At 38.2% G+C, this 25,433-nt stretch carries 26 protein-coding genes; 13 read left to right on the forward strand and 13 right to left on the reverse strand.

All coding sequences use genetic code 11. From position 1 onward, the window contains the following. Positions 1-218: 218 nt before the first annotated feature. Entirely contained in the window at positions 219-2,069 is a 1,851-nt protein-coding gene (locus tag PSR12_RS18220; RefSeq protein ID WP_274770021.1) for a transglycosylase domain-containing protein, read from the forward strand. 292 nt (positions 2,070-2,361) lie between these two features. Here PSR12_RS18220 and PSR12_RS18225 read toward each other — a convergent pair whose 3' ends face one another. Further along, a complete protein-coding gene (locus PSR12_RS18225) occupies positions 2,362-2,925 on the reverse strand; it encodes a DUF5366 family protein (RefSeq protein ID WP_004228386.1) in 564 nt (187 codons plus the stop codon). Between the two features lie 155 nt (positions 2,926-3,080). Here PSR12_RS18225 and PSR12_RS18230 point away from each other — a divergent pair, with 155 nt between their 5' ends. From PSR12_RS18230 to mnhG, 7 genes are read left to right on the forward strand one after another with little or no spacing between them, the layout of a single operon-like run. Beyond that, positions 3,081-5,495, forward strand: coding sequence for a Na+/H+ antiporter subunit A (locus PSR12_RS18230; protein ID WP_274770024.1), 2,415 nt, complete (start codon positions 3,081-3,083; stop codon positions 5,493-5,495). Further along, positions 5,482-5,904: a Na(+)/H(+) antiporter subunit B gene (locus PSR12_RS18235; RefSeq protein ID WP_004228380.1), complete on the forward strand. Its 423-nt coding sequence runs from the start codon at positions 5,482-5,484 to the stop codon at positions 5,902-5,904. Before PSR12_RS18230 ends, PSR12_RS18235 begins: the two co-directional genes overlap by 14 nt. After that, the gene (locus PSR12_RS18240; protein WP_004228379.1) at positions 5,904-6,245 is read left to right on the forward strand and encodes a Na(+)/H(+) antiporter subunit C; all 342 of its coding nucleotides are present in this window, start codon (positions 5,904-5,906) and stop codon (positions 6,243-6,245) included. Before PSR12_RS18235 ends, PSR12_RS18240 begins: the two co-directional genes overlap by 1 nt. After that, positions 6,238-7,725: a Na+/H+ antiporter subunit D gene (locus PSR12_RS18245; RefSeq protein WP_274770028.1), complete on the forward strand. Its 1,488-nt coding sequence runs from the start codon at positions 6,238-6,240 to the stop codon at positions 7,723-7,725. The genes PSR12_RS18240 and PSR12_RS18245 overlap by 8 nt, the downstream gene beginning before the upstream one ends. A 4-nt stretch (positions 7,726-7,729) precedes the next feature. Beyond that, a complete protein-coding gene (locus PSR12_RS18250) occupies positions 7,730-8,209 on the forward strand; it encodes a Na+/H+ antiporter subunit E (RefSeq protein ID WP_004228376.1) in 480 nt (159 codons plus the stop codon). After that, positions 8,206-8,487: a Na(+)/H(+) antiporter subunit F1 gene (locus tag PSR12_RS18255; RefSeq protein ID WP_004228375.1), complete on the forward strand. Its 282-nt coding sequence runs from the start codon at positions 8,206-8,208 to the stop codon at positions 8,485-8,487. Before PSR12_RS18250 ends, PSR12_RS18255 begins: the two co-directional genes overlap by 4 nt. Then, positions 8,471-8,839 (forward strand): monovalent cation/H(+) antiporter subunit G, encoded by a 369-nt coding sequence (mnhG, locus tag PSR12_RS18260; RefSeq protein ID WP_274770031.1) that lies wholly within the window; start codon positions 8,471-8,473, stop codon positions 8,837-8,839. The genes PSR12_RS18255 and mnhG overlap by 17 nt, the downstream gene beginning before the upstream one ends. 44 nt (positions 8,840-8,883) lie before the next feature. On the opposite strand, the gene cysC is transcribed toward mnhG, so the two are convergent. The 4 genes from cysC to PSR12_RS18280 all read right to left on the reverse strand — a co-directional run bounded on the left by cysC (position 8,884) and on the right by PSR12_RS18280 (position 12,462). Then, positions 8,884-9,477 (reverse strand): adenylyl-sulfate kinase, encoded by a 594-nt coding sequence (cysC, locus tag PSR12_RS18265; RefSeq protein ID WP_004228371.1) that lies wholly within the window; start codon positions 9,475-9,477, stop codon positions 8,884-8,886. Beyond that, complete coding sequence (gene sat / locus PSR12_RS18270; RefSeq protein ID WP_274770033.1) at positions 9,474-10,613, reverse strand: sulfate adenylyltransferase; 1,140 nt, start codon at positions 10,611-10,613, stop codon at positions 9,474-9,476. The genes cysC and sat overlap by 4 nt, the downstream gene beginning before the upstream one ends. A gap of 70 nt (positions 10,614-10,683) precedes the next feature. Beyond that, positions 10,684-11,748, reverse strand: a complete 1,065-nt coding sequence (locus tag PSR12_RS18275; protein ID WP_274770035.1) for a sulfate permease — start codon at positions 11,746-11,748, stop codon at positions 10,684-10,686. A 12-nt stretch (positions 11,749-11,760) separates the two neighbouring features. Further along, on the reverse strand, positions 11,761-12,462 hold the full coding sequence (locus tag PSR12_RS18280; RefSeq protein WP_274770037.1) for a phosphoadenylyl-sulfate reductase: 702 nt from the start codon (positions 12,460-12,462) through the stop codon (positions 11,761-11,763). 466 nt (positions 12,463-12,928) lie between these two features. Between PSR12_RS18280 and PSR12_RS18285 the strand changes: the two genes are divergently transcribed. Genes PSR12_RS18285 through PSR12_RS18300 form a run of 4 tightly spaced genes read left to right on the forward strand, consistent with a single transcriptional unit; the run spans position 12,929 to position 16,798 of the window. After that, on the forward strand, positions 12,929-13,981 hold the full coding sequence (locus PSR12_RS18285) for a sulfate ABC transporter substrate-binding protein (RefSeq protein WP_274770039.1): 1,053 nt from the start codon (positions 12,929-12,931) through the stop codon (positions 13,979-13,981). A gap of 11 nt (positions 13,982-13,992) precedes the next feature. Beyond that, entirely contained in the window at positions 13,993-14,826 is an 834-nt protein-coding gene (gene cysT / locus PSR12_RS18290; RefSeq protein WP_048394444.1) for a sulfate ABC transporter permease subunit CysT, read from the forward strand. A 10-nt stretch (positions 14,827-14,836) separates the two neighbouring features. Beyond that, a complete protein-coding gene (gene cysW, locus PSR12_RS18295) occupies positions 14,837-15,712 on the forward strand; it encodes a sulfate ABC transporter permease subunit CysW (RefSeq protein ID WP_274770042.1) in 876 nt (291 codons plus the stop codon). A 15-nt stretch (positions 15,713-15,727) separates the two neighbouring features. After that, entirely contained in the window at positions 15,728-16,798 is a 1,071-nt protein-coding gene (locus PSR12_RS18300; RefSeq protein WP_274770043.1) for a sulfate/molybdate ABC transporter ATP-binding protein, read from the forward strand. Positions 16,799-16,842: 44 nt separating this feature from the next. On the opposite strand, the gene cysI is transcribed toward PSR12_RS18300, so the two are convergent. The 7 genes from cysI to PSR12_RS18335 form a co-directional block, all read right to left on the reverse strand. Next, on the reverse strand, positions 16,843-18,558 hold the full coding sequence (gene cysI / locus PSR12_RS18305) for an assimilatory sulfite reductase (NADPH) hemoprotein subunit (RefSeq protein WP_274770044.1): 1,716 nt from the start codon (positions 18,556-18,558) through the stop codon (positions 16,843-16,845). 123 nt (positions 18,559-18,681) lie between these two features. Continuing rightward, positions 18,682-20,475, reverse strand: coding sequence for an assimilatory sulfite reductase (NADPH) flavoprotein subunit (locus tag PSR12_RS18310; protein ID WP_257520416.1), 1,794 nt, complete (start codon positions 20,473-20,475; stop codon positions 18,682-18,684). Positions 20,476-20,518: 43 nt separating this feature from the next. Continuing rightward, entirely contained in the window at positions 20,519-20,668 is a 150-nt protein-coding gene (locus PSR12_RS18315) for a YezD family protein (RefSeq protein ID WP_004228347.1), read from the reverse strand. Continuing rightward, positions 20,668-21,408: a sirohydrochlorin chelatase gene (locus PSR12_RS18320; RefSeq protein ID WP_274770045.1), complete on the reverse strand. Its 741-nt coding sequence runs from the start codon at positions 21,406-21,408 to the stop codon at positions 20,668-20,670. The genes PSR12_RS18315 and PSR12_RS18320 overlap by 1 nt, the downstream gene beginning before the upstream one ends. Before the next feature lie 12 nt (positions 21,409-21,420). After that, entirely contained in the window at positions 21,421-22,194 is a 774-nt protein-coding gene (cobA, locus tag PSR12_RS18325; protein ID WP_257520417.1) for a uroporphyrinogen-III C-methyltransferase, read from the reverse strand. 351 nt (positions 22,195-22,545) lie between these two features. After that, positions 22,546-22,749: a hypothetical protein gene (locus tag PSR12_RS18330; RefSeq protein WP_016991509.1), complete on the reverse strand. Its 204-nt coding sequence runs from the start codon at positions 22,747-22,749 to the stop codon at positions 22,546-22,548. 135 nt (positions 22,750-22,884) lie between these two features. Then, positions 22,885-24,393 carry a leucyl aminopeptidase gene (locus PSR12_RS18335; protein ID WP_274770047.1) on the reverse strand — a complete coding sequence of 503 codons (1,509 nt, stop codon included), beginning with the start codon at positions 24,391-24,393 and terminating at the stop codon, positions 22,885-22,887. Positions 24,394-24,516: 123 nt separating this feature from the next. On the opposite strand from PSR12_RS18335, the gene PSR12_RS18340 reads away from it, so the two are divergent. Then, positions 24,517-24,999: a divergent PAP2 family protein gene (locus PSR12_RS18340; RefSeq protein WP_221681283.1), complete on the forward strand. Its 483-nt coding sequence runs from the start codon at positions 24,517-24,519 to the stop codon at positions 24,997-24,999. Between the two features lie 90 nt (positions 25,000-25,089). On the opposite strand, the gene PSR12_RS18345 is transcribed toward PSR12_RS18340, so the two are convergent. Next, a complete protein-coding gene (locus PSR12_RS18345; RefSeq protein WP_004228336.1) occupies positions 25,090-25,419 on the reverse strand; it encodes a YuiB family protein in 330 nt (109 codons plus the stop codon). Between the last annotated feature and the right edge of the window lie 14 nt (positions 25,420-25,433).

Consider the following 25,433-nt stretch of genomic DNA (forward strand, 5'->3'; position numbering starts at 1 on the left):
ATAAATTTCAGTTTCAATGAAAAAGATGCCCTTGCACCTTTTCTGACCTCATTTTAGTCTAACATACTTCCTACTGGTTTTCTCCATCTAAGTATTGACGATTTTTGCACTTTTACTATTCATTTTTAAAACTATGTAAATAGGTCTGAGCGAGTATTTGGAATCAATCCAAAATATGTTATTCTGATGAAGGATTTATTGAAAGAGTGGAGGCACACATGAAAAAGGCTTTTGGTTTTTTTATTATAGTACTATCCCTTCCTGCTTTATGGTGGATTAGCACAAACATTAAAACAGAAATCAATATTGCACAAGCACATGAGGAACAAATGACTAATGCTATACATTTACCTGAGGTAGTGGCCCAGCTACCTGTTACCCTTATTGATCGAAATGGGCAAACATTTAGTGAGGAATATGTCGAATGGCGGCAGCCACTAAGTTTACAGGAAATTCCACAAATTGCCCAGGAAATATTCATTACCAGTGAGGATGCTGATTTTTATACGCATATTGGCTTTGATTTAAGTGCGATTATTCGTGCAGTTGTAGCCAATTCAAATAGCAACACAACCTCTCAAGGTGGTAGTACAATCACACAGCAACTTGTTCGAATGCGTTATTTATCTGAAGAAAAAACATATGAACGAAAATTAACAGAGCTTTTTTATGCATATGAATTAGAAAAAGAATTTGATAAAGAAGCCATTTTAACGATGTACCTAAATGAGTCCTATTTCAGTAATCAAGTCTATGGCATTGGCGGAGCAGCCACCTATTATTTTCAAAAGCCACTCCAAGAATTATCCATAGCTGAAATAGCCTTCATTGCTGCTATCCCAAATAACCCTTCCCTTTATAATCCTTTAAAGAATTATGATCAAACTAAAGCAAGGCAAGAGCGTTTGTTAGATACCCTTGCAGCAAATGGGGCTATTACAGAGGAAGAGGCAAAAGACTATAAAGCTGATCCTATTACATTAAATGTGAAAGATAAAATTCAAAGTTATCCAATGTATAGCACTTATGTTCTTCAAGAGCTAAAATGGCTTATTGCAGAAAAAGAAGGTTATGCGGATCGACTAAGCTCTACAGATAATGAGGAAGAAAAGAAAAAAATTAAAGCACAATTAGACAATCGACTCAATACTTTATTTCAAAATGGACTCATCATTCACACAGCACTTGATCCTACTAAACAGCAGCATGATGAGGAAAAAATGTCAGCTATTTTAGGTACTAACACATTGCAAGCAGCAGGTGCAGCCATTGAAAACCAATCAAGAGAAATAGTCAGTCTGTATGCAGGAAAAAACTATGAAAAATTTGATTTCCATCGTGCATTCCAAGGAACACGTCAGCCAGGCTCAGCTTTTAAGCCTCTGGCAGTCTATGCACCATTCTTCGAAACAACATCTCATACACCTGATTCGATTGTCAATGGTGGGCGTTATTGTGTGGGCTCGTTTTGTCCACAAAACTATGGGGGCTATACGTATGGTGATGTGTCAATTCGTACTGCTTTTCGACATAGCTATAATACATCAGCACTTCGTCTCTTTCAAACCGTTGGCGTCGAGACAGCCTTTCATTACCTTAATCGCTTTCACTTCCGCTCGATTGTAGAGAAAGATTATAATTATGCCGCATCATTAGGAGGACTAACTTATGGTGTAACAGCATTAGAACTAGCAGATGCTTATACTAGTTTTATTGATGGCTCTTATGTACTTGCTCATAGTATTCGCAAAGTCACAGCAATAGATGGAACAGAGCTTTATAGTTGGGATTCACAGCGTGAACAAATTTGGTCTCCTAAAACAGTAAAATACATGCGTGAACTCCTTGCGGATGTTGTAGCAAACGGTACGGGTCAAGGTGTCTATAGTAACAGCAGCTACGTTGGTGCAAAAACAGGGACAACGAATGACTATCGTGACTACTGGCTTGCTGGACTCAATAATGAATATACTGCTGCTGTATGGCTAGGGTATGATAAACCTCAATCGATGCAGCAATTAGAAGAGTACAAAATTCATCATCAATTATTTAATGTGTTGCTTGAATAGTAAAACAAATAAAAGGTAGTAGTCACTGAGACTATTACCTTTTCATAGTGTTAAAAAACAAAACGATCAATAAAATTTTTGGGAAAGGTTATCCCTCTCTAATCATACAGATAATGAGTTATTTTGTTTACTACAGCTAGTATGAAAATAAAGAAAAGACACTTTTACACATTACTAATTGGGGTGGAGCCAGCGTCACTCCTAGGGGACTTAGCTGGCGTAACGGAAATCAACTCCTCGCCTTGCAAACTCGCTTTTTCTGCTATTAACATCACTATTTTAATAGTATGTCTTAATTTGCAAATGGCAAACTTGCCAAAATGCCATTATATAGCTTTAATACGACATAAACAATTAATGTTAAAAGAATCGTCCACATAAAAAGCTCAAAGATTAATAGTCCGATTGTGCCACCCATTGATATAAAATGGCTCATTTTATAAATCAGATAAATAAAGTAGGTAAATATCGTTATGACAAAAATACCTATTAAAACATAAATAAATTGGATGGCAAATGCAGAACACATAGCACCTACAAATAAAATAATATAGCCACCTCGAGCCTGACTAACTGTGGCTCCTTCGTTGTCCTTTGAAAAGAACAGCATTCCTACTTCATGAATAGTTTCGCCTACAAGTTTAAGAGCAGAAAATAACATAAAAAAAACAATGGCAAAGACGATAAGAAGAAATACACGTAATTCAAAATCTGATAAAAACTCTCGCATTCCTGAATACACACCGATGGCTTGAAAAATCTGCAAAGATTTACCAACAGCATACATCCCAAATGTCAAACTAAACAATAAAATTGTAATTAATGGTAGATAACCATAGATATATGGGTTCTTCATAAAAAATTTTTTTCCTCTATTTTTATTGATAACTTCCTATTTATAATATAACGAAAATTCTCCAATGACCGCAAGCTAAATCCCTATAGTACATATGCATTCTCAATTAAAGTACGTTATAATTGATTTACTTACCTGCATAAAGGAGGGTTTTTTTGTTACAAGTACTTTATATTTTTATTCCAATGCTTGTTGCAATATTAGTGCCATTATTATATAAACGCATGAATAATATTCACACAGGTTGGTTTGTTCTTGCTGTACCTGTTACGCTTGCTGTTATTTATGCAACATATATTGCTCAAGTTGCTAAAGGTGAGGTATTTACTGCAGAGCTACCTTGGATTCCATCGCTTAATATTTCCATCATCTCATATTTAGATGGACTTAGCTTATTATTCTCATTACTCATTACTGGAATTGGCTCGTTAGTAGTGCTTTACTCCATTTTTTACTTAGATAAACATAAAGAAAAATTACATAACTTTTATGTTTACTTACTGTTATTTATGTCAGCCATGCTGGGAGTAGTACAATCAGATCATTTAATTACACTCTATTTCTTCTGGGAGCTAACATCCATATCATCATTTTTACTCATCGGCTATTGGTATAATCGAGATGCCTCACGCTTCGGTGCATTAAAGTCTATGATGATTACAGTTGGCGGCGGCTTAATGATGCTAGGTGGCTTCGTTCTTCTTTATTTAATGGGAGGAACCTATTCCATTCGAGAATTGATTGTCATGGCACCAAATTTAGTAGATCAGCCTTTATTTACTTGGTCACTTGTCCTATTACTCTTGGGAGCATTTACAAAATCCGCGCAATTCCCATTCTACATTTGGTTACCAGATGCCATGGAGGCGCCAACACCAGTAAGTGCATACCTTCACTCAGCTACAATGGTTAAAGCAGGTATCTATTTAGTTGCACGATTTACGCCGATATTTGCAGCCTCTGAGCTTTGGGTCTGGCTTGTAACAGGTGTCGGTATCTTAACTTTATTCTGGGGTTCCTTCTTTGCAGTCAAGCAAACTGATTTAAAAGGTATTCTAGCATTCTCTACAGTCAGTCAGCTTGGGCTTATTATGTCACTACTTGGGGCAAGTGCTGTTGCTTTTCATGCAAATGGCTCAGTCGATACCATTAAGTTTGCTGCATTTGCTGCCATTTTCCACCTTATTAATCATGCAACATTTAAAGGCAGTCTCTTCATGATTGCGGGTATTGTTGATCATGAAACAGGAACTCGAGATATTCGTAAACTCGGTGGTTTAATGAGTATTATGCCAATTAGTTTTACTGTGGCTGCAATAGGAAGTTTATCAATGGCTGGTCTTCCACCATTTAATGGCTTCTTAAGTAAAGAAATGTTTTTAACAGCCATGCTTGCACTTCAAAAGTTTGAATTTTTCGGCTTTGAAACATGGGGAGCACTTTTCCCTATTGTTGCGTGGATTGCTAGTATTTTTACATTTATCTATAGCTTCTATTTTGTTTTCCGAACATTTAATGGAAATTACAAACCGGAGCAGTTACCTCATAAACCACATGAGGCGCCGATTGGTATGCTAATTTCTCCTATGCTTTTAGCGGCTTTAGTTGTGACAATCTTCTTTATTCCAAACTTTATAGGTAATACCTTTGTAAAACCAGCCGTTCAAGCGATACAGCCATTTTTGTATGATTCGCCTCAAGCTGTTGATATTCATGTATCTGCTTGGCATGGTAAGATCACTCCTGAGCTACTGATGACTATTGGAATTATAATAGTTGGCGTATTGTTATTTGTTGCCTTACCAAAATGGCAAGGGATGTATCAACGATTCCCACAAGCGTTAACATTAAACAATGCCTATGACAAAATCATGCAGGGATTAGATGTTGGCTTAAATCGTTTATCTAGACGCTATATGACAGGTTCTATGCGCCACTATTTACTCTATATGTTTAGCGGAATAACTATTATTGTTATCGGCTCTCTATTTGTGAAAGATGCATTTAATATTTCATTCCAAGGAGCCTCACCAATTAATCTATACGAAATTATCTTGATCATTGTCTTATTAATTGGTACTGGCATCACCATTTTGGCAAAATCACGATTAACGGCCATTATTGGGCTTGGTACTGTTGGCTATACAGTAGCCTTATTCTTTGTCATTTTTAACGCACCTGATTTAGCGTTGACACAGCTCGTTATAGAAACGATTTCAGTAGCACTATTTTTATTAGCATTTTACCATCTACCTAAGCTTGGTAAACGCGAGGAGCGAATGAGGTTCCAGTTAAATCGTGCCATTGTTTCCATTGCAGTTGGTGTGATGGTAACACTTGTTGCGTTATCAGCTCATTCCCAAAAACTAATTCCCTCTATTGCTAAGTACTACGAGGAAACCGTCTATTCATTAGCTGGTGGCGGAAATATTGTAAACGTAATTTTAGTAGACTATCGTGGTTTCGATACATTGTTTGAAATTACAGTACTCGGCATAGCTGGCATGGGCATCTTAGCTATGATTAAGTTACGTATGAATAGAAAGGAGAACACTCATGAAAACAAATGATGTGATAATACAATTTACAGCTAAAATTGTATTTTTCATTATTTTCTTCTTCTCCATTCATATTTTTTTAGCTGGTCACTATACGCCTGGTGGAGGCTTTGTTGGTGGTCTGTTAACATCAAGTGCACTTGTTCTTTTAGTGTTAGCCTATGATATCAACACAGTCCGCCATATTCTACCGATTAATTACACATATTTAACAGCCATTGGCTTACTATTAGCCCTTGCTACTGCGGCATACCCAATGTTTGTGGGCAAACCGTTTTTCACACATTTCTTTGATTATTTCGATTTACCGCTTCTAGGCAAACAGTCATTACACACGGCTATGCTTTTTGATAGCGGTGTCTATTTGGTTGTTGTCGGCGTTACGATGACCATTATTCAAACGATTGGAGAGGATGAATAATGGAAATAATTATGGCATTTGTGATCGGCTTTCTCTTTATGGCAGCGGTCTATTTAATCTTATCAAAAAGTTTATTGCGCATTATTATTGGAACAGGTCTGTTAAGTCATGGTGCTCATCTACTCATCTTAACAATGGGTGGTCTTGGGGGTGAAGCTCCACCTGTCTTAAACGAAGGAGCCAAAACATTTGCTGATCCTTTACCCCAAGCACTTATTTTAACTGCGATTGTTATAAGCTTTGGGGTGACAGCATTCTTCCTTGTACTTGCCTACCGTTCCTATCAAGAGCTTAATACGGATGATATTAGCTTAATGAGAGGAAGTGATGAGGATGAATAACTTCCTACTATTACCCATAATCATCCCGTTTTTCTTCGGTATGATTTTAATGTTTGGACAAAAAAATCTAACTTATCAGCGATCATTTTCATTACTTGGGATTGGACTAGCCCTCCTCTCTGCCCTTTCACTGCTTTTAAAAGTGAAGGAAGATGGTATTCAAAAGGTCACATTTGGAAATTGGCCTGTTCCTTACGGTATTACAATGGTATCTGATATGGTGTCTGCATTGCTCGTTACAACGACATTGCTTATTGCGCTATTTGTTGTTTGGTATGGCTTCGGTTCTATTACTAAGGAACGCGAACGCTTCTTTTATTACCCTGGTATTATGTTTATTTTAACTGGGGTCAATGGTGCCTTTACAACAGGCGATATTTTTAACTTATTTGTGTTCTTTGAAGTATTGTTAATGGCTTCCTATTTGCTTATCGTTTTAGGTGGTGAGAAGGGGCAACTGAAAGGGTCTATTAAATATATTTTAATTAATGTTATTTCTTCGGCCTTATTTGTTATAACCGTTGCCTATTTATATTCTGTAGTAGGGACATTAAATATGGCTGATATTGCGGTAAAAATTGCTGAAATTAATCAACCAGGAATTATTACTGTTATTGCCGTACTATTTTTAATGGTATTTGGACTAAAAGCAGCTATTTTCCCATTATACTTTTGGCTTCCTACTTCGTATGCAGCAGCCCCGATCCCTGTCTTAACTCTATTTGGCGCTCTGCTCACAAAGGTTGGGGTATATGCCATTACACGTACCTATACACTATTTTTTGTACATGATTTATCCTATACACATGATTTACTAATGGCATTAGCTATTGCAACAATTGTGGCTGGTTGTATTGGAGCACTCGCTTATTTCGATGTAAAGCTCATTATTATCTATAACATTGTCATTGCAGTAGGTGTCATTTTATTTGGTGTCTCTCAAATGAATGAGGCTTCTTTAAAAGGAGCTATGTTTTATTTAATACACGATATGCTGATTAAGGCAGCACTCTTTATGTTAATCGGCATTATCATCTATATTACTGGTACATCTGACTTGCGTAAAATGGGTGGGCTTATGAAAAAATACCCTGCACTGGGTTGGTGTTATTTAATAGCAGCTTTTGGCTTAGCTGGAATTCCACCACTTAGTGGGTTTGTTGGAAAGCTGTTAATTGTTCAGGGAGGCTTTGAGGCTGGAAGTATGTGGAGCAGTATTTTCATTTTAGCATCTTCACTGCTTGTTTTACTATCCGTGATTCGTATTTTCCTCTATGCCTTTTGGGGTGAGGAAAAAGAAACACAAGGTACCGTCGACAAATCTACCTATAAAATGCTATTTATGCCTACTGCGTTGCTAGTACTTATTACTGTCGCATATGGTGTGGGTTCTGAATGGATTACGCCATTTATGGATGATGCTGCAAAACTATTAAATGATCCATCTATCTATATAGATGCTGTGATGAAGGAGGATTAGCACTATGGCATTTCAAATGATTTTAAATTTTGTACTTGCCTTTGTCTGGATGTTCCTTTCCTCTAATTACACAGCAACTGGTTTTATCATAGGATTCATTATGGGAATAATCTTACTCTTTCTCATGCGGAGGTTTTTCAAGTCGCGTCTTTATGTCTATCGATTATGGGCCATTCTAAAATTAACTTTGTTGTTCTTAAAAGAGTTAATTTTAGCAAATGTTCAAGTATTGAAAGTAGTATTAAAGCCAAAGTTGGACATGCAACCTGCCTTTTTTGCTTATCCAACTGTTCTAACACAAGACTGGGAAATCACTTTATTATCAAGCCTTATTACTCTAACACCAGGAACAGTCGTAGTGCATGTATCAGACGATGCGAAAACATTGTATGTACATGCAATTGATATTAATGATGCAGATGAAGCCATTGCTTCCATTCGAGATTCATTTGAGAAAGCGATTTTGGAGGTGAGTAAATCATGACAACATTTATTATTGCTGTAATCGTAGTGATTTGCTTATCGATGATAGCGGTCATTTATCGAATGGTAAAAGGTCCTTCCGCATCCGATCGAGTTGTAGCTTTGGATTCACTTGGGGTTTCACTCATTTCCCTAATCGGACTATTTTCGATTTTAGTGGAAACAAGCTTCTTTCTTGAAATCATTTTATTGCTAGCAATTTTATCGTTTATCGGTACGATGGCCTTCTCTAAATTCATAGAGAAAGGAGATATCATCAAACGTGACAATTCTCGCTAATAGTTTAGTTATCTTTTTCATTACTGTTGGAGTACTCTTTATTGTCGTGACAGGTATCGGACTTGTCCGATTACCTGATTTGTATACACGTGCACATGCCGCTTCAAAAAGTGCAACACTTGGCGTCATGTGTGTATTGATTGGTGTATTCTTTCACTTTTGGCTGATTGAAGATCATTTCAACCCTCGTATTTTACTGGGGATACTCTTCCTCTTTATCACTGGTCCTGTTGGCGGACACATTATGACGCGTTCTTCCTATATTGCTGGTGTTAAGCCATGGAAAGGTACTGTACGTGATGAACTAGGTCCTGAAATTGACAGAATGAAAAAGGAACAAGGTGTAAAATAAATATAAAAATCTGCCCGATTACAAAATCGAGCAGATTTTTTTAGTTAAATATATCCCTTGGCAGTTAAAATATTTGTCAGTTGCTCCACACATTCTTCTATAGAATGCTGTTCTGTATCCAAAATAACTTCTGGGTTAATTGGTTCTTCATATGGAGCGCTAATCCCTGTAAAATTAGCAATTTCAGCATTCCTTGCTTTTTTATACAAACCTTTAGGATCTCTTTTTTCACATGTTTCTACTGAACACTTTACATAGACCTCTAAAAATTCACCATCCTCTACAAGTTCACGAACTACCTGACGATCTTCTCGATAAGGTGAAATAAAAGCTGTTAGTACAATTTGACCGCTCTCTATAAATAGCTTTGAGACTTCACCTATTCGACGAATATTTTCTTTGCGCCCTGCTTCATCGAATCCTAAGTCACTATTTAAGCCATGACGCACATTATCACCATCTAATACGAAGGCTTGATTGCTCCTTTCAAATAATCGACGGGCAAAAGCATTGGCCACTGATGATTTCCCTGAAGCAGATAAACCCGTAAACCATAAAATAAAGCTTTGATGTTTATTTTTTGAACGGCGTTCCTCTTTTGTAATGGAGGCTTCATGCCAAACAATGTTTGAACTCATTTCACTACCTCCTTACTCATGCCTTTAATTAAAATGTCTACGACTTCTTTACGACTGAATGTACTTGGTGGTACTTCTCCATTTCGTAGCATCTCACGTACCTTCGTTCCTGATAGAATGACATGGGCAGAGCTATCATGTGGACATGTCTTTGTCGTAGCCATGCCTTCACATTGCTGACAATAAAAGCTATGCTCAAATTTTAGTGGGACAATTCCTAATTCATCTTCAGTAAACTGTTCAAAAATCTTTTGTGCATCATATGTGCCATAATAATCACCAACACCTGCATGATCACGACCAACAATAAAATGAGTACAGCCATAATTTTTTCTAACAAGTGCATGGAAAATAGCTTCCTTTGGTCCTGCATACCGCATAGCGGCTGGAAAAATACCTAATTGTACACGACTTTCAGGATAATAGTTTTTTAATAAAACCTCATAGCTCTCCATACGTATAGCAGCTGATACATCATCTGACTTTGTTTCACCAACAAGTGGATTTAGAAATAACCCATCAATCGTTTCAAGTGCTGCCTTTTGAATATATTCATGCGCCCTATGGACTGGATTACGTGTTTGGAAGCCAACAATGGTTTTCCATCCCTTGTCAGCAAATAATTGTCGTGTTTCTATTGGGTCAAATGAATAAGCAGGGAACTTTTGTGTAAGACGTTTAATTAACGTAATTTTTCCTCCAACATAAATGGCAGGACGATCAAAAAGCCTTTGAACGCCCGGATGTGCTAAATCCTCTGTTCCATAGACAAGTAAAGCCTCTTTTCGTTTATTCGGCTCATAAATATCTGCTACTTCAATAACGCCATATACTTCATCACAATAAACCAGCTTTACCTCGTCACCAGGCTGTAAAATGGACGCTTTCTCTTTTGAAACAGGTAATGTAATCGGAATACTCCATACTACACCTGATGCTAAACGACTTTGTGCCACGACTGACTCATAATCTATTTGTGTTAAAAAACCTTCAATTGGGCTATAACCCCCTATAGCAATTAGCTCTAAATCACTCAACGAAATCGCATCCAACTCAATTTCCTTATGAATAGATGTGATTTCTTTTTCTGGATTAAATGCTTGCACAAGTAGCCCACCATGTGGTTGTAGACTCATTAAAATCTCCTCCTAATTCTAGTTAAATACTAAGTTTTATAGTCAAGAGCTAGTGATGGCATGATTCAATTTAAATGCCTTCCCCTGCATCATAGATAGACTGCTCTTCTTCACGCATCGTACGCATCAGACTAATAACCCCTAGCGTCCCAACAATAATGCTGCCATTTAAAATAATGGCATAAAGGTCTTTTTCTAAAAATAACTGCACTAAAAAATAAGAAATGACTAATGAAAAGATGGGTGATACAACCCAAATACGTATAATTTTTTTCACAATATGCTTATGGAAGATTTGCTTTCCGTTTTTCGCCATCCCCATCCCAATGATGGATGAAGAAGTGACTTGTGTTAAGGGTACTGGAAGCCCAAAAATTGAGCTTACGCCAACAAGCAATGCACCTGTACTTGAAATGAGAATGCCCTCAACCTTTTGAAAGCGCACTATTTTTTTACCGTTTGTTTCAAGCACTCGTTTACCAAGTAGCATAGCACCTATTGCGACAAATGCACCGCCAAGCACAATGCCTGTTGTCACATCCATCATTCCTGCTCCCACCAACGGTCCAACTGCATTGGCAACATTATTCATACCCGCTGAAAATGCTTCAAAAAATCCTGCTAATATGAGAAGAACAGTTAAAATTGGCCGATCTTTCAGCAGCCCTCTGTTTTGTAACTTATATAATAACTTTCCACATACAAGAGCAATGACAAAGGCAACAAGCGGTACAATAACCCAAAATGATATAATGACAAGCAGCGAATTGACGAATAAAACTTTATAGGCAATTCCTACACCCACGACAGCACCCACTGTTACTTCACTCGTTGATAAGGGAATGCCTAAAAGATTGGCGAAAAATAACGAGCTTGTCGCAGAAATCAAGATAATGATGACAACCTTTACCGTAATATATTCCTGGGGCATAATGCCTGAGCTTATCGTTTTGACTACCTCTCCTCCGCCTAATACAGCTCCACTGTATACGCCTATCGCGCATAAAAGCAATGCTTGCCACGCTTTTTTGATGGCACCTGCCCCATAAGCAACACCCATTGAGGCTGCTGCTCCGCTTGCCCCTATGTTCATCGCAAAAAATAAGCTAATAGCTATTGCAAAATATTCAAGCATGGCAGAACTCCTTTATTCATGTAACCCGCACTCGGTTTTACCAGAACCTTGCCATCTACCTGAACGTAAATCCTCCATTGTAAATGCTGGTTTCGTACAATGCTCGCAGCCGATGCTTGGATAGCCTTGATCGTGTAACGGATTATATGGCAAACTGTGCTTTGAAACATAGCGCCAGACATCCTTCCAAGTCCAATGAATCAATGGACAAACTTTAATCGATTTAAATTTATCGTCACGATTTAGAAAGTTTGTTTGTTGACGTGTTGGTGATTGCTCACGACGTAAGCCTGATATCCAAGCCTTTTTACCTGATAAGGCTTCGTGTAAAGGTTTTATCTTACGAATATCACAGCACTTATTTGGGTTGGACTTCCATAGCTCGTCACCATGTTGTGTAGCTTGTTGCTCTAGTGTAAGGGCTGGCTTTTTCATGACAATGTTGAGTTGTGGATATTTTTCTTTGACTTTATGAATGGTTTCATATGTTTCTTTAAAGTGTACATCTGTATCCAAAAAAACAATCGTAGCGTTAGGCTTTACCTTTGAAATGAGATCAATTAAGACAATGCCCTCAATACCAAAGCTACATGCATAGACGATTTCATCTCCATATTCTTGATAGCTCCACTGTAAAACCTCTAGTGCAGCCTTATACAAATCATCAACCTGAAAATCAATGATCGGTTCTTGCCAATTTTCGTAAGTTAACATCGAATCCCCCTCATAGCAAAAAAGGCGTTCTAACAAAAGACATAGGAAAAAACAGGTCTTTGTTAAAACGCCTCTAGTTTGACTAGCCAGCTCTATATTTAATGATTGTTCACTAGTAGTTGCTACCTCGTATCACAATCATTCTACTTATTACCAAATATATACTAAAGTACACCAAGCAGTCAACTAGGTTTTTTTAATATCTTTTCCTTACACCCATTTTTTTTGTTCCTTGCCGCATATGATGAATGGTTCTAGGGACACTTCCATTAATTTTCAAAATAAATAATCTTTTTTATAATTCCTTGTTGACTAATAGGAAATATATGTTTAATGTATTACTAAAGCTTTGACCTAAATAAAAAAACGCTGATCAGAGGATCTGAAGGCCATCTACCCAATGTTGTCATGTCATTGTGGGTGATGGCTTTTTGCATTCTTAAGACAGAAAAGGGGCGGATTAACTATGAGAAAAAAGAGCTATGTTCTCCAATCATTAGCATTTTTAACTATTCTAACACTTAGTTTAACTGGCTGTGGAAGTGCTAACTCAGATGAAAAAGCAAGCGGCCAGGAAGACAAGAAGTCTGTAGAGCTACTAAATGTATCCTATGATCCAACACGGGAGCTTTACGATGAGTTCAACAAAGATTTTATAAAAAAATGGAAGGATGATACTGGCCAAGACGTCACAATCAATCAATCACATGGTGGATCTGGCAAACAGGGACGTGCAGTTATAGATGGTCTTGAAGCCGACGTTGTGACACTCGCACTGGCTTACGATATTGATGAAATTGCTCAAACACGTGAGCTACTGAATAAAGATTGGCAAACCGAATTTGATCATAATTCGACGCCCTATACATCTACAATTGTTTTTTTAGTTCGCCAGGGCAATCCAAAAAACATACAAGATTGGGATGATTTGATTCAAGATGATGTATCTGTCATTACACCTAATCCCAAAACATCTGGAGGTGCACGTTGGAACTACTTAGCTGCTTGGGCTTATGCCGGAAAGTTATATAACAATGATGAGACAAAAATAAAAGAATTTATGACATCACTTTACAGCAATGTAGAAGTACTTGATTCTGGCGCTCGTGGAGCTACAACAACATTCGTAGAACGTAAAATTGGAGATGTCTTAATTGCGTGGGAAAATGAAGCATATCTCTCTCTCAATGAATTAGGTAAGGATGAATTTGAAATCATCACGCCTTCATTAAGTATTTTAGCAGAGCCACCAGTTGCAGTTGTAGACAAAATCGTAGATAAAAAAGGGACACGTGAAGTCGCTGAAGCTTACTTACAGCATTTATATAGTGATACAGGGCAAGAAATTGCGGCGAAAAATTATTATCGCCCACGTAGTGAAACGATTCTAGCAAAATATAAAGATCAATTCCCTCAGCTTGAACTTGTTTCCATTGATGATTTTGGTGGTTGGTCACAAGCACAAGCAAACCATTTTAAAGACGGTGGTACCTTTGATGAAATATACGTACCACAATAAGGAGCGTTTTGATGAGCAGTTTAATCATTCCTAAAAAATCGCGTCGAATTATTCCAGGCTTTCATTTATCTCTTGGTTATACAATGCTTTACGTAAGTTTACTAGTGTTACTACCACTTTCAATGATTTTCATTCATACCATGTCCTTAAGCTGGTCAGCGTTTATCGATATCATTACAGATCCCCGTGCTGTTGCTTCCTACAAAGTAAGCTTTAGCACTGCACTGATTGCAGGCTTACTAAATGTTTTTTTCGGTACGACTATAGCATGGGTTCTCGTTCGCTATCAATTCCCCTTTAAACGAATCATTGATGGGCTTGTAGACTTACCTTTTGCATTACCTACTGCTGTTGCTGGAATTGCTTTAACATCTCTTTATGCGCCAAATGGTTGGATTGGTCAATTTTTTGATTTTAAAATTGCTTTTACACCTCTTGGCATCATTATTGCTTTAACCTTTATCGGGCTACCCTTTGTTGTACGAACGGTCCAGCCCGTCTTACAAAATATCAGTGCTGAGGTTGAGGAAGCTTCGGCAAGCCTTGGAGCCAATCGTTTACAAACCTTCCGTAAAGTCATCTTACCAGAGCTAGTACCAGCTATTTTAACTGGCTTTTCCTTGGCCTTTGCGCGCGCTTTAGGTGAATATGGCTCGGTTGTTTTTATTGCAGGAAATATGCCGATGAAAACGGAAATTACGCCGTTAATTATTATGACAAAGCTTGAGCAATATGATTATGCAGGGGCAACTGCCATAGCTGTTGTCATGCTTGTGACATCCTTTATTTTGTTGTTCACCATTAACTTGATACAATGGCTAGCCAATCGTCGGTTTGTACATTAGGAGGTACTATATGGAACAATCAACTTTTATTCAGCAGGCTAGTACAGAAAAAAGTAAAGCAGCTACTCAGTCTGCTGCCTTACAGGAACCTCGTATTATTCGCTATACGTTAATATTTATTGCCTTAGCTTTTTTAGCTTTCTTTATCATACTACCTTTAGTATCTATTTTTATTACAGCCTTTCAAAAAGGAGCCGACGTTTACTTTGCTGCGATTACACATCCAGATGCATTAGCTGCTATTAAGCTTACTTTAATCGTCGTAGCCATTACTGTACCCCTCAATGCAATCTTTGGCGTAATGGCTGCCTGGGCACTCACAAAGTTTAATTTTAAGGGGAAAAATCTATTACTTACTATGGTAGATTTACCTTTTGCAGTTTCACCTGTTATCGCAGGTTTAGTGTTTATTTTATTGTTTGGCTCACAGGGACTATTTGGTGATTGGTTGTTTGCACATGATATTAAAATTGTGTTTGCACTACCAGGCATTGTCCTTGCCACAATTTTCGTCACATTGCCCTTTGTTGCACGTGAATTAATACCGCTGATGCAAACCCAAGGTACATCTGAGGAAGAAGCGTCCATTTCATTGGGGGCAAGTGGCTTTAAAACCTTTTGGTATGTCACATTACCCAATATTAAATGGGGACTATTCTATGGTTTGATTTTATGTAATGCACGAGCCATCGGAGAATTCGGGGCTGTGTCTGTTGTATCTGGTCATATTCGTGGCATGACAAATACGATGCCACTTCATATTGAAATTCTCTATAATGAATATCAATTTGCAGCAGCCTTTGCAGTTGCTTCCTTAATGAGCGTAATGGCCATCTTTACATTAATTGTGAAAGACATTATTGCTTGGAAATCAAGATCTAGTTAAAAGGAGATGGTCTCAATGAGTATACAAATTCAAAACGTATCCAAAAAATATGGGTCCTTTCAGGCACTAGAGGATATATCCGTACATATTCAGTCTGGGGAACTAGTAGCACTGCTCGGCCCTTCTGGATCAGGAAAAACCTCGTTATTACGTGTGATTGCTGGGCTTGAAACAACGGATGTTGGCAACATTTTATTTGATGGTCAATCCATCACAGATCGCCATCCAAAGGAACGTAATGTGGGCTTTGTCTTTCAACATTATGCGCTTTTTCGCCACATGACGGTCTTTGACAATGTAGCTTATGGCTTGAAGGTACGTCCTCGAAAAAGCAGACCTTCAAAACAACAAATCAAAGATAAAGTGATGGAATTATTGCAACTTGTGAAGCTTGAAAATTTCTCAGATCGGTTTCCAACACAGCTTTCGGGTGGGCAACGACAACGTGTCGCACTGGCAAGAGCGCTTGCCGTAGAGCCAAAGGTACTGTTACTAGATGAACCATTTGGAGCTCTCGATGCAAAAGTACGCAAGGAGTTACGTCGTTGGCTTCGAAAGTTACATGATGAATTTCATATTACAAGTATTTTTGTGACACATGACCAGGAGGAAGCTCTCGATGTTGCAGATCGCATTGTGGTCATGAACAATGGCAAAATCGAGCAAATTGGTAGTCCAGACGAGGTCTATACAAATCCCAAAAGTCCATTTGTCTATGACTTCTTGGGCAATGTCAATTTATTTAAAGGTCGCTTACATAATGGTAAGCTCATGCAGGGCGAAGTTGTACTTGATGTACCTGATGCCCTAACACATTCAGAGGACAATGCGATAGGCTATGTACATCCACATGATATTCAGATTGAGAAAACAAGTATTCCAGGTACAGTTCCTGTTAAAATCAGCCATATTCATTTACTAGGCCCTATTGTCCAAATTGAGCTACGTCGTGAGGATCTTGATGAATTTTTAGAAGCGGAGTTATCAAAAGAACAATTTCATCTTCTTCAACTGAAGGTGGGCGATCAGGTATTTGTAAAGCCGAAACAATTAAAGGTGTTTATTCCTGAAGATTATTCTATATAAAAAAACCATGTAGCAAAGAAAAATTTGCTACATGGTTTTAATTTTTAATGAAATTCTCTTCCATCATAAACAGCTGTGACATACCCTGCACGAATGACAAAGTCTCCAAAATGCTCGCCCTCTAAACGTTCCTTTGAAAAATGCAGAAGAATTGGGCGTAGCTCTGCTAAAATTTCCTCTTCACCAATATTTTCACGATAGATTTTATTTAAGCGGTTGCCTGTAAAACTTGCACCAAGGTACATATTGTATTTACCTGGCCCTTTGCCAATAAAGCCGATTTCACCCATTGCTGCACGTGAACAGCCATTTGGACAACCAGACATGCGAATAACAATTTCTGTTTCATTTAAGCCAGCCTCATCAATAATGGCATCAATTTTTGTTATAAGAGAAGGTAAATAGCGTTCTGCTTCTGCCATGGCTAAGCCACATGTCGGTAACGAGACACAGGCAATAGAATTGCGGCGTAAGGCAGAATAATGCGCACCATCTGTTAGCTTGTATTGTTCAATAAGGATATTTATTTGTTTCTTTTTCTGGGGGGTTACATTGCTAATCATTAAGTTTTGGTTCGGTGTTAAACGAAAATCACCCGTGTGCACCTTAGCTATTTCACGTAAGCCAGTTAACAACTGATAATCCTCAAAGTCTTTTATACGGCCATTTTGAATAAATAACGTATAATGCCAATGACCATCTGCCCCTTTAATCCAGCCAAATTCATCACCTGTACGCTCAAATGTATAAGGACGAGCCTGCCGAATTTCCCAGCCTAGACGACGCGTTAATTCTTCTTGGAACCATTCAAGTCCTCTCGCATCAATTGTGTATTTAAATCGTGCATTTTTACGGACAGAGCGATTCCCATAATCACGCTGTATCGTGATTATTTTTTCTGCTGTTTCTAGTAATTTATCTGGCGTTATAAAGCCAATTTCACGAGCAAGCTGTGGATAGGTTTCATGATCACCATGTGTCATGCCCATGCCTCCACCGACCGCTACGTTAAAACCAACAAGCTGATTGTCTTCAACGATGGCAATCAGTCCGATATCTTGTGAAAAAACATCTACATCATTACTTGGTGGAATTGCAATACCAATTTTAAATTTACGGGGCAAATATTGAGCTCCGTAAATCGGTTCAATTTCTACATCCTGACTATCTACTACCTTTTCTCCATCTAACCATAATTCATGATAAGCGCGTGTTCGCGGCAGTAAATGCTCACTTAGTTTCGCAGACCAATTATAGACCTCTTCATGTAATGCAGATTGGTTTGGATTGACATTACACATCACATTACGGTTCACATCTCCACAAGCCGCAAGAGAATCCAATAACACCTCATTGATTTCCTTCATATATTTTTTAACATTCCATTTTAAAATGCCATGTACTTGAAATGCTTGACGTGTTGTTAATTTTAAAGAGCCATTGCCATACTTTCTAGCCATTTCATCCATCACAAGCCATTGTGCTGGGGTGGCTGCTCCACCCGGTGTTCGTACACGTACCATAAATTGATAGGCAGGTTCCAGCTTTTGTTTCTGACGTTCATTCCGAAGATCTCGATCATCCTGTAAGTAACTGCCATGAAATTTCATAAGGCGATTATCGTCCTCTGGAATACCAGAGCTTAATGGATTGTTCATGGTACGTTCCAGTGTTCCACGTAGGTAATTACTTTCGGTTTTAATACGCTCTACATCGCTTGGTTTCCCAGGCTGTGGAGGTAACACTATTTTTTCAGTCATTCTTTATCGCTCCTTTAATCCATTACACCTCAGCGTATTGGGCATACCTGAGGGTTTACTTGCTAACAAAGAGATCAACTCATTAATAAGGGAAGGATTTTTAGAAATTTGTGTTGAACTGCATTAATAAACGTCACGTTGGTAGCGTTTTTGCTGTTTTAATTCATTCACATAGGCTTTTGCTTCCTCTGGTGTTTTCTGTCCTTGCTGCTCAATGATTTGATGAATGGTTGCATCCACATCAGATGCCATTGATTTTTCGTCACCACATACATAAATGACAGCCCCCTGCTCCAGCCACTCATAAAAACTTGCGGCATTTTCTTGCAATTTATGTTGAACATAGATTTTTTTGTCTGTATCACGTGAAAAGGCTACATGCATGTGACTTAATGTGCCAGTAGCTAGCCAACGTTGCCAATCCGTTTGATAGAGGAAATCCGTAACAAAATGCTGATCACCAAAGATGAGCCAAGCTTTCCCCTCAATCCCTAACTCTTCTCGCTCCTCTAGAAAAGCTCGATATGGTGCAACACCTGTGCCTGCACCAATCATAATAATTGGCGTTTCATTATTCTCTGGCAATCTGAAATTCGGATTTTTATGAACATAGATTGGTAATGTATCACCTATTTGTATTCGTTCTGCCACACTTCCAGAGCAAACACCAAGGCGTTGTCTACCTGCTGTTTCATAGCTTACCTTGCCAATCGTTAAATGAACCTCTTCGCTATTGGCCTTTTGGCTACTAGCAATAGAATAAAGTCGAGCTGGAATTTTACGCAGTAACTCTACAAACTGCTGTGCATTCCAAGTAAATGGTGTAAATTCCTCTACTAGGTCGAGCAAGTCTCTTCCTTTTGCATAGTCTTTCCATGCTTTTGGTTCTTCAAATAGCTTAGAAAATTCTTTATGCTCTGTATGAGCAGCAATTTTTTCGAGTAACGGCTTAGATAACACCGTAATTTCTAATTTTTTCTGTAGTGCATCTTTTATTGTTATTGTTTCATCAAAAACAGTCACTTCTGTCTCCGAATCAAATTGAAGTGCTGTCAGCAATGCATTGACTAATTGTTCATCGTTCTCTGGCAGAATGCCAATGCTATCGCCAGGTTCAAAATGAAAATTAGCTCCCTCAATCGATAATTCAAGATGACGTGTCTCTTTATTGGAGCCACGACCATTTAAATTTATATTTTCAAGTACTTCAGCGTAAAATGGATTTTTTCTTGAATATGTAGATTCTTCAAGTACTTGCGCCCCTTCGTTGTGTGCTGAAGTAGACGCTGCTGAAGTTGTGTGCTGAAGAAATTCCTGTTGAACCGCAGAGAACCACTGTGCAGCTGCGTCATCATAATCTACATCGCAATCTATACGAGGAACAATTCTTGTTGCACCTAATTGCGCAAATCGCTCATCGAAGTCCTTACCTGTCTTACAGAAAAATTCATAGGAGCTATCCCCTAAAGCAAGGACCGAATACTGTAGGTGTTCTAGTTTAGGCGCCCGTTTGCTATGCAAAAATTCATAGAATTGTATTGCTTGATCTGGGGGATCTCCCTCTCCATGTGTACTCACAATAAGTAATAGATTGGTGATCTTTTTTAAATTACTAGCTTTAAATTTCCCTAATGATGAGACAGTTACATCTACCTGCTGTTCTTTTAAAGCTGCTGCATACTTCTCAGCTAATCCTTGACTATTGCCTGTTTGGGAACCATATAAAATTGCTATTGTTTTTGTAATCGGTTGGGCTGCTGGTGGTGCCTGTTCAGCAATTGCATCAAGAGTTGCTTGGGGAGCACTTAAGTAACCGTTTAGCCAAAATTTTTGTTCAATTGTTAATTTAGGGAGAAGCTCGTTTAATAACTTCACCTGCTCTTCATTAAATGGACTGTTTATTACTTGTAATTTCAATCTTTGCCACCTCACGAATCATCATCATTTCATATTTTTAAATTTATCGAAGCCTTATTTTTTCCTTTTTCTCAATCTGAACCACATAGGAATTTTGAACAATCAATGTAATGGATCCGTGGTTCACAGTATTTAACATTTGGCGGACATTATCTAATGCTAGATTTACATTTTCAGTTCTTTTATCTACCATTACGAAACACCTTCCTCTTTAAAATGTAGTAATTCATCAATACGTTCCACTAATACTCTTTTCACATTGTCGTCATAGCCTAAGCTTTCACATAACAAAATGTTTTGGCTGTCAAAGCCTTTTAATCGCTTGGCAATACTTTGTCTTAAAATGCCTGTAAATAATAAATAAGGGACAATAAAAATTTGCTGTTGCTTCCCTTTAACTTGCAGTAACCAGTCTTCAAAGGTTGGTCCCATTCCGTATAAGAAGCATGTATCAACGGCTTTATAGTGATATTTAGTACGTAGCCTTTTGGCAATTTTGGCTAAATCCCTCTTGACGGCTGGATCACTACTCCCGCGTCCTATGAGTAAAACACTCGCATTGCTGTTAGGTTTCAGTTTTTCTATTATCCTAGCCTGTAACGTGTCAATTAATCGTTCATGAATGCCAAGAGGCTCACCATATGTAAACTTTACATATGGATATAGTTTTTGAGCTTTTGCCATTTCTTTCGGAATATCATGCTTTGCGTGTTGAGCAGCTAGTAGGAGAATAGGCATTACGGCAATCGCTGTTGCTCCTTTACGAATACAGCTAGCAATGCCTTCTGCAATGGTTGGTGTTGCCAGCTCTAAAAAGCATATTTCCTGAATAGGTACTGTCACTTCTTGTTGAACGCCTTGAAGAAAGTTTACGGCCTGCTCTACACCCTCCTTTACACGACTGCCATGTGCAATATATAAAATAGCCTGCATAATCCCACAACCTTATCCCGTTATTTGGATTGGCTGTGCTGGGTTTTGCTCAAACCAATGAATGGTTTCTCTTAAGGTCACAACCTTCCCTACTAATATGATGCTAGGGTTTTGAATCTTTTCCACACACACGATTTCCTCAATTGTAGCTAAAGTACCCGTAACAGTTCTTTGCTTAGTAGAAACTGTTCCCCAGTGAATAACAGCCACAGGCGTTTTTTCATCACGGCCATATTTGAGTAATTGTTGACGGATATACGGCAGATTACCAACACCCATATAAATGGCAATCGTATCAATCCCTTTTGCAAGACTTTCCCAACGGATAGCATCTTCTTTTCCATCCTGCATATGCCCAGTAACCATAGCAAAGCTTGAGCCTAAATCACGATGTGTGACAGGAATACCTGCATATGCTGGAGCTGCTATACCTGACGTAATACCAGGCACAATTTCAAAGGGAATTTGATGCTTCGCTAGCACACCTGCCTCCTCTGCCCCTCTACCAAAAACAAATGGGTCTCCTCCTTTTAATCTTGTGACAACATATCCTTGTTGGGCATAATCAACAAGCGTTTGGTTGATTTGCTCCTGAATCATGGCATGTTGCTGAGGCAACTTCCCGCAAAAGATTAATTTAGCGTCTTTCTTGGCATAGGCTAATAGCTCTTTATTAATGAGTCTGTCATATAAAATGACATCTGCACATTCAATGCAACGTAATCCTTTAATCGTAAGGAGGTCAACATCTCCAGGACCTGCACCGACAATATACACTTTCCCCATTTCATCTCACTCCTTCTGTTAATTAGCCTTGTTGTCATGGCATTTCAGATTGATTAAACTTACTAATAATGGTCCTCGATTTTCTAAACCTGACACTTTGCTTTCAGTACAAAAACCTTTACTAAATTAAGATAAAGAAAAAAGGCTAATATTACCCTTAGGCACAAAAATGCCTATGAATAATAAAAGCCTCTAGTTTGCTAGTCAGCCACATATTTAATTCTTAGTAATATAATAAGAATAATAAATAATTTAGTATATTCTGTCAACACTAAATTTGATACTTCGTTAGGCACAATAAAAACCAGTTGTCGATATCAAGATCGACAACTGGCTGATCTAATTATGTGCTTACCATGGTCTACGATATCGCGGACCTGGTCGAAAATATGGACCTGGTGGATATGGTCGATAGTTTGGATAATATGGATTGTAAGGATATTGATTAAATTGAGAGCCAAGGAAACTGCCTAAAAAACCACCAAAAAACGGTGCGCCAAATGGCCAAATAAAGCCTCCAAATCCTCCGCCTGGATAACCTCCGAAATTGCGCATATGCTACCTCCCCTTTTTACTCTATCGTATGAAGGAAGATACCTCTATCATATGTAGAATGCCTATTCTATCGGGATTAGTGCATAAATTACAAAAAATCAGCGAGAATAAACTCCCGCTGATTGACACGCTTTATTATTTTTCTTCCCCTAAACGTTGGACAAAATTCGCGAGTGTACGAACCATAACACCAGTACCACCCTTAGGTCCTAAATCATGTACAGCTACGGCATCAGATGTGCCTGCTATATCCAGGTGAATCCATGGTGTATCACCAACAAATTCACCCACAAAACCGCCGCCGAAAATCATATGACCATCACGACCAGGTGAGTTATTTAAATCAGCTACATCTGACTTTCGAATTCGTTTTTTATCATTCTCTGTTAATGGCATGCGCCAAACAAATTCATCTGTCTCATTTGCAGCTTCCATAAATGCTTCAAAAAATGCATCATCATTTGCAAGAGCACCTGTTTTATCCATACCTAGTGCAGTAATAACGCCTCCAGTTAAAGTAGCAACATCGATCAGTGATGTAGCCCCTTGCTGTTTAGCATATGTAGTTGCATCTGCCAGAACTAAACGCCCTTCTGCATCCGTATTTAATACTTCTACCGTTTTTCCACTGTACGTCGTAATCACATCATCTGGTTTAAACGCTGTATCAGACACCATATTATCTGTAGAACCGATAACGGCTACAACATTTTTATTTGGACGTAATTCACCGATAATTTTCATCGCACCAAGTACAGCAGCAGCACCGCCCATATCACCTTTCATACCAACCATAGAATCCTTTGGTTTTAAAGAATAGCCGCCTGTATCATACGTTACACCCTTACCAACAAGACCAATCGGATCTTCAAAATCTTCAGTCGCTTTATATTTTAAGGTAATTAATCGTGGTTCTTCATAAGAGCCTTGGTTAACACATAATATACCACCCATACCTAATTCCTCTAATTGTGCTTTATCTAATATCTCTACTTCAAAATCGTATTCCACAGCTAGAGATTGTGCATAGTTAGCTAAATCCGTAGCTGTAAGTAGATTTGGAGGTAAATTAATTAAGCTACGAGCTTCATTGACAGCATCTGCATAAATCACACCTACCTCAAAGCTTGCCACCACTTCATCTAAATCCTCTGCTGTAGTCACAAGGTGAACAGCATCAATACGTTTATCTACTTCGTTTGAAGTTGTTTTATAATGTGGAACAGCATAATAGCCAAGGCCAATTCCTTCACCCGCTAAAAATGCTACATCTGCTGTTGAAATTGACTCTGTTGTAAATGATTCAAGCCAGATGGAATACTCTTTTACTTTTAAAGCTCTTAATTCTTTTCCTACTAAACCAAATGCTGCGCGAATATCACCTTCTGTTAGGTTTTTACGCTCATCTAAACCTACAAATACAATACGTTTCAGGTTGTTATGGTTTTTCACAAATGGTAATTTCGTTAGTTTCTTTAATTCAGTTGAGACGTCTCCTGCACTAATCCATGTATCAAGGGTTTCACCGTAAAAAGATGAAAAGCTTGCCCAGTCCTGCATTTGTTCACGATGTTTTGTGACTCCTACCACTAATAGTTCTGTAGAAATCGTTTCAAATGTTTTTGCTTCTTTTACAATATGCATGTAAATTCCTCCATTCCATATACTATTATAACGAAGTTTCTGAAAAGCGCGTAATATTTGCCTATATCTTCTTTTAGAAAATAATGAATGTTATAATAAAAGCAATTATTTGCGAAGGTTGTGATGAAATTGAGTTTACTCCAAAATACCCCATTACTAATTGCCCTCTTTGCGGTTCTCTTTGCACAGTTTGTTAAAATCCCCATTCATTTTTTAATGACCAGACAAGTAAAATGGGGACTTTTTACGTCAACAGGTGGAATGCCTAGTTCTCACTCTGCTTCTGTCACTGGATTGGCAACCTCAATTGCCTATGAGACGGGTTTGGAATCCCCCATTTTTGCGGTAGCCGCCATGTTTTCCATTATTGTGATGTATGATGCTAGTGGTGTTCGTTACCAAGCAGGGCAGCATGCAGCCATTTTAAATCAACTACGTAAGGATTTCCAAACATTGCTTCATGATTTAAAAAAATGGCCACAGATGGACGGACAAGAAAAATTGGAGGAATTAAAAACACTATTAGGCCATAAACGAAGTGAAGTATTTTTTGGGGCTCTCACGGGTATTTTTATCGCCATCATAACCTACGAGTTTTTTATCTAACAGACATAAACACATCCTCTAGAGGGAGGCTGTGTTTTTTTGTATAAAAAAAGTATTCCCCCTTCAGTTGAAGAAAGAATACTAAGCACGTTAGAACATTCGATAGCCACTTTTACGTAAATAAATCATCACGATACCCGCCACAATAGAACCCGCAAAGCCACCTGATAAAATAGCAATATCCACAAACTGAAGTGCCTGTAATTTATCAATTAATGCTGGGAATGCAGAGCCTGGCTTAAAAATATAATCTAAGAAGCTTACTTCATCTACAATAAAGATGACAACAATTGGATACACAATTGCCATTAACCATGTCATCCGTAACAGCATATTTAACAAGAATCCGATACCAAAAAACATGACGAAAAATAACAAAATAGAAATGATTAACTGTACTAATGAAACTGGACCATCCATGTATGTATAACCTC

The organism is Lysinibacillus sp. G01H (assembly GCF_028872195.1).
Lineage (GTDB): Bacteria > Bacillota > Bacilli > Bacillales_A > Planococcaceae > Lysinibacillus > Lysinibacillus capsici.

Excerpts from the sequence above, each read along its gene's own strand:
- PSR12_RS18345 (WP_004228336.1), bottom strand. The coding sequence starts at position 25,419 with ATGGATGGTCCAGTTTCATTAGTACAGTTAATCATTTCTATTTTGTTA.
- PSR12_RS18275 (WP_274770035.1), bottom strand. The coding sequence starts at position 11,748 with ATGCTTGAATATTTTGCAATAGCTATTAGCTTATTTTTTGCGATGAAC.
- PSR12_RS18280 (WP_274770037.1), bottom strand. The coding sequence starts at position 12,462 with ATGTTAACTTACGAAAATTGGCAAGAACCGATCATTGATTTTCAGGTT.
- PSR12_RS18330 (WP_016991509.1), bottom strand. The coding sequence starts at position 22,749 with ATGCGCAATTTCGGAGGTTATCCAGGCGGAGGATTTGGAGGCTTTATT.
- PSR12_RS18240 (WP_004228379.1), top strand. The coding sequence starts at position 5,904 with ATGGAAATAATTATGGCATTTGTGATCGGCTTTCTCTTTATGGCAGCG.
- PSR12_RS18255 (WP_004228375.1), top strand. The coding sequence starts at position 8,206 with ATGACAACATTTATTATTGCTGTAATCGTAGTGATTTGCTTATCGATG.
- cysW (WP_274770042.1), top strand. The coding sequence starts at position 14,837 with ATGGAACAATCAACTTTTATTCAGCAGGCTAGTACAGAAAAAAGTAAA.
- PSR12_RS18315 (WP_004228347.1), bottom strand. The coding sequence starts at position 20,668 with ATGGTAGATAAAAGAACTGAAAATGTAAATCTAGCATTAGATAATGTC.
- PSR12_RS18285 (WP_274770039.1), top strand. The coding sequence starts at position 12,929 with ATGAGAAAAAAGAGCTATGTTCTCCAATCATTAGCATTTTTAACTATT.
- PSR12_RS18245 (WP_274770028.1), top strand. The coding sequence starts at position 6,238 with ATGAATAACTTCCTACTATTACCCATAATCATCCCGTTTTTCTTCGGT.
- PSR12_RS18300 (WP_274770043.1), top strand. The coding sequence starts at position 15,728 with ATGAGTATACAAATTCAAAACGTATCCAAAAAATATGGGTCCTTTCAG.
- PSR12_RS18250 (WP_004228376.1), top strand. The coding sequence starts at position 7,730 with ATGGCATTTCAAATGATTTTAAATTTTGTACTTGCCTTTGTCTGGATG.
- cobA (WP_257520417.1), bottom strand. The coding sequence starts at position 22,194 with ATGGGGAAAGTGTATATTGTCGGTGCAGGTCCTGGAGATGTTGACCTC.
- PSR12_RS18225 (WP_004228386.1), bottom strand. The coding sequence starts at position 2,925 with ATGAAGAACCCATATATCTATGGTTATCTACCATTAATTACAATTTTA.
- PSR12_RS18335 (WP_274770047.1), bottom strand. The coding sequence starts at position 24,393 with ATGCATATTGTAAAAGAAGCAAAAACATTTGAAACGATTTCTACAGAA.
- PSR12_RS18220 (WP_274770021.1), top strand. The coding sequence starts at position 219 with ATGAAAAAGGCTTTTGGTTTTTTTATTATAGTACTATCCCTTCCTGCT.
- PSR12_RS18235 (WP_004228380.1), top strand. The coding sequence starts at position 5,482 with ATGAAAACAAATGATGTGATAATACAATTTACAGCTAAAATTGTATTT.
- cysI (WP_274770044.1), bottom strand. The coding sequence starts at position 18,558 with ATGACTGAAAAAATAGTGTTACCTCCACAGCCTGGGAAACCAAGCGAT.
- PSR12_RS18320 (WP_274770045.1), bottom strand. The coding sequence starts at position 21,408 with ATGCAGGCTATTTTATATATTGCACATGGCAGTCGTGTAAAGGAGGGT.
- cysC (WP_004228371.1), bottom strand. The coding sequence starts at position 9,477 with ATGAGTTCAAACATTGTTTGGCATGAAGCCTCCATTACAAAAGAGGAA.
- PSR12_RS18340 (WP_221681283.1), top strand. The coding sequence starts at position 24,517 with ATGAAATTGAGTTTACTCCAAAATACCCCATTACTAATTGCCCTCTTT.
- sat (WP_274770033.1), bottom strand. The coding sequence starts at position 10,613 with ATGAGTCTACAACCACATGGTGGGCTACTTGTGCAAGCATTTAATCCA.
- cysT (WP_048394444.1), top strand. The coding sequence starts at position 13,993 with ATGAGCAGTTTAATCATTCCTAAAAAATCGCGTCGAATTATTCCAGGC.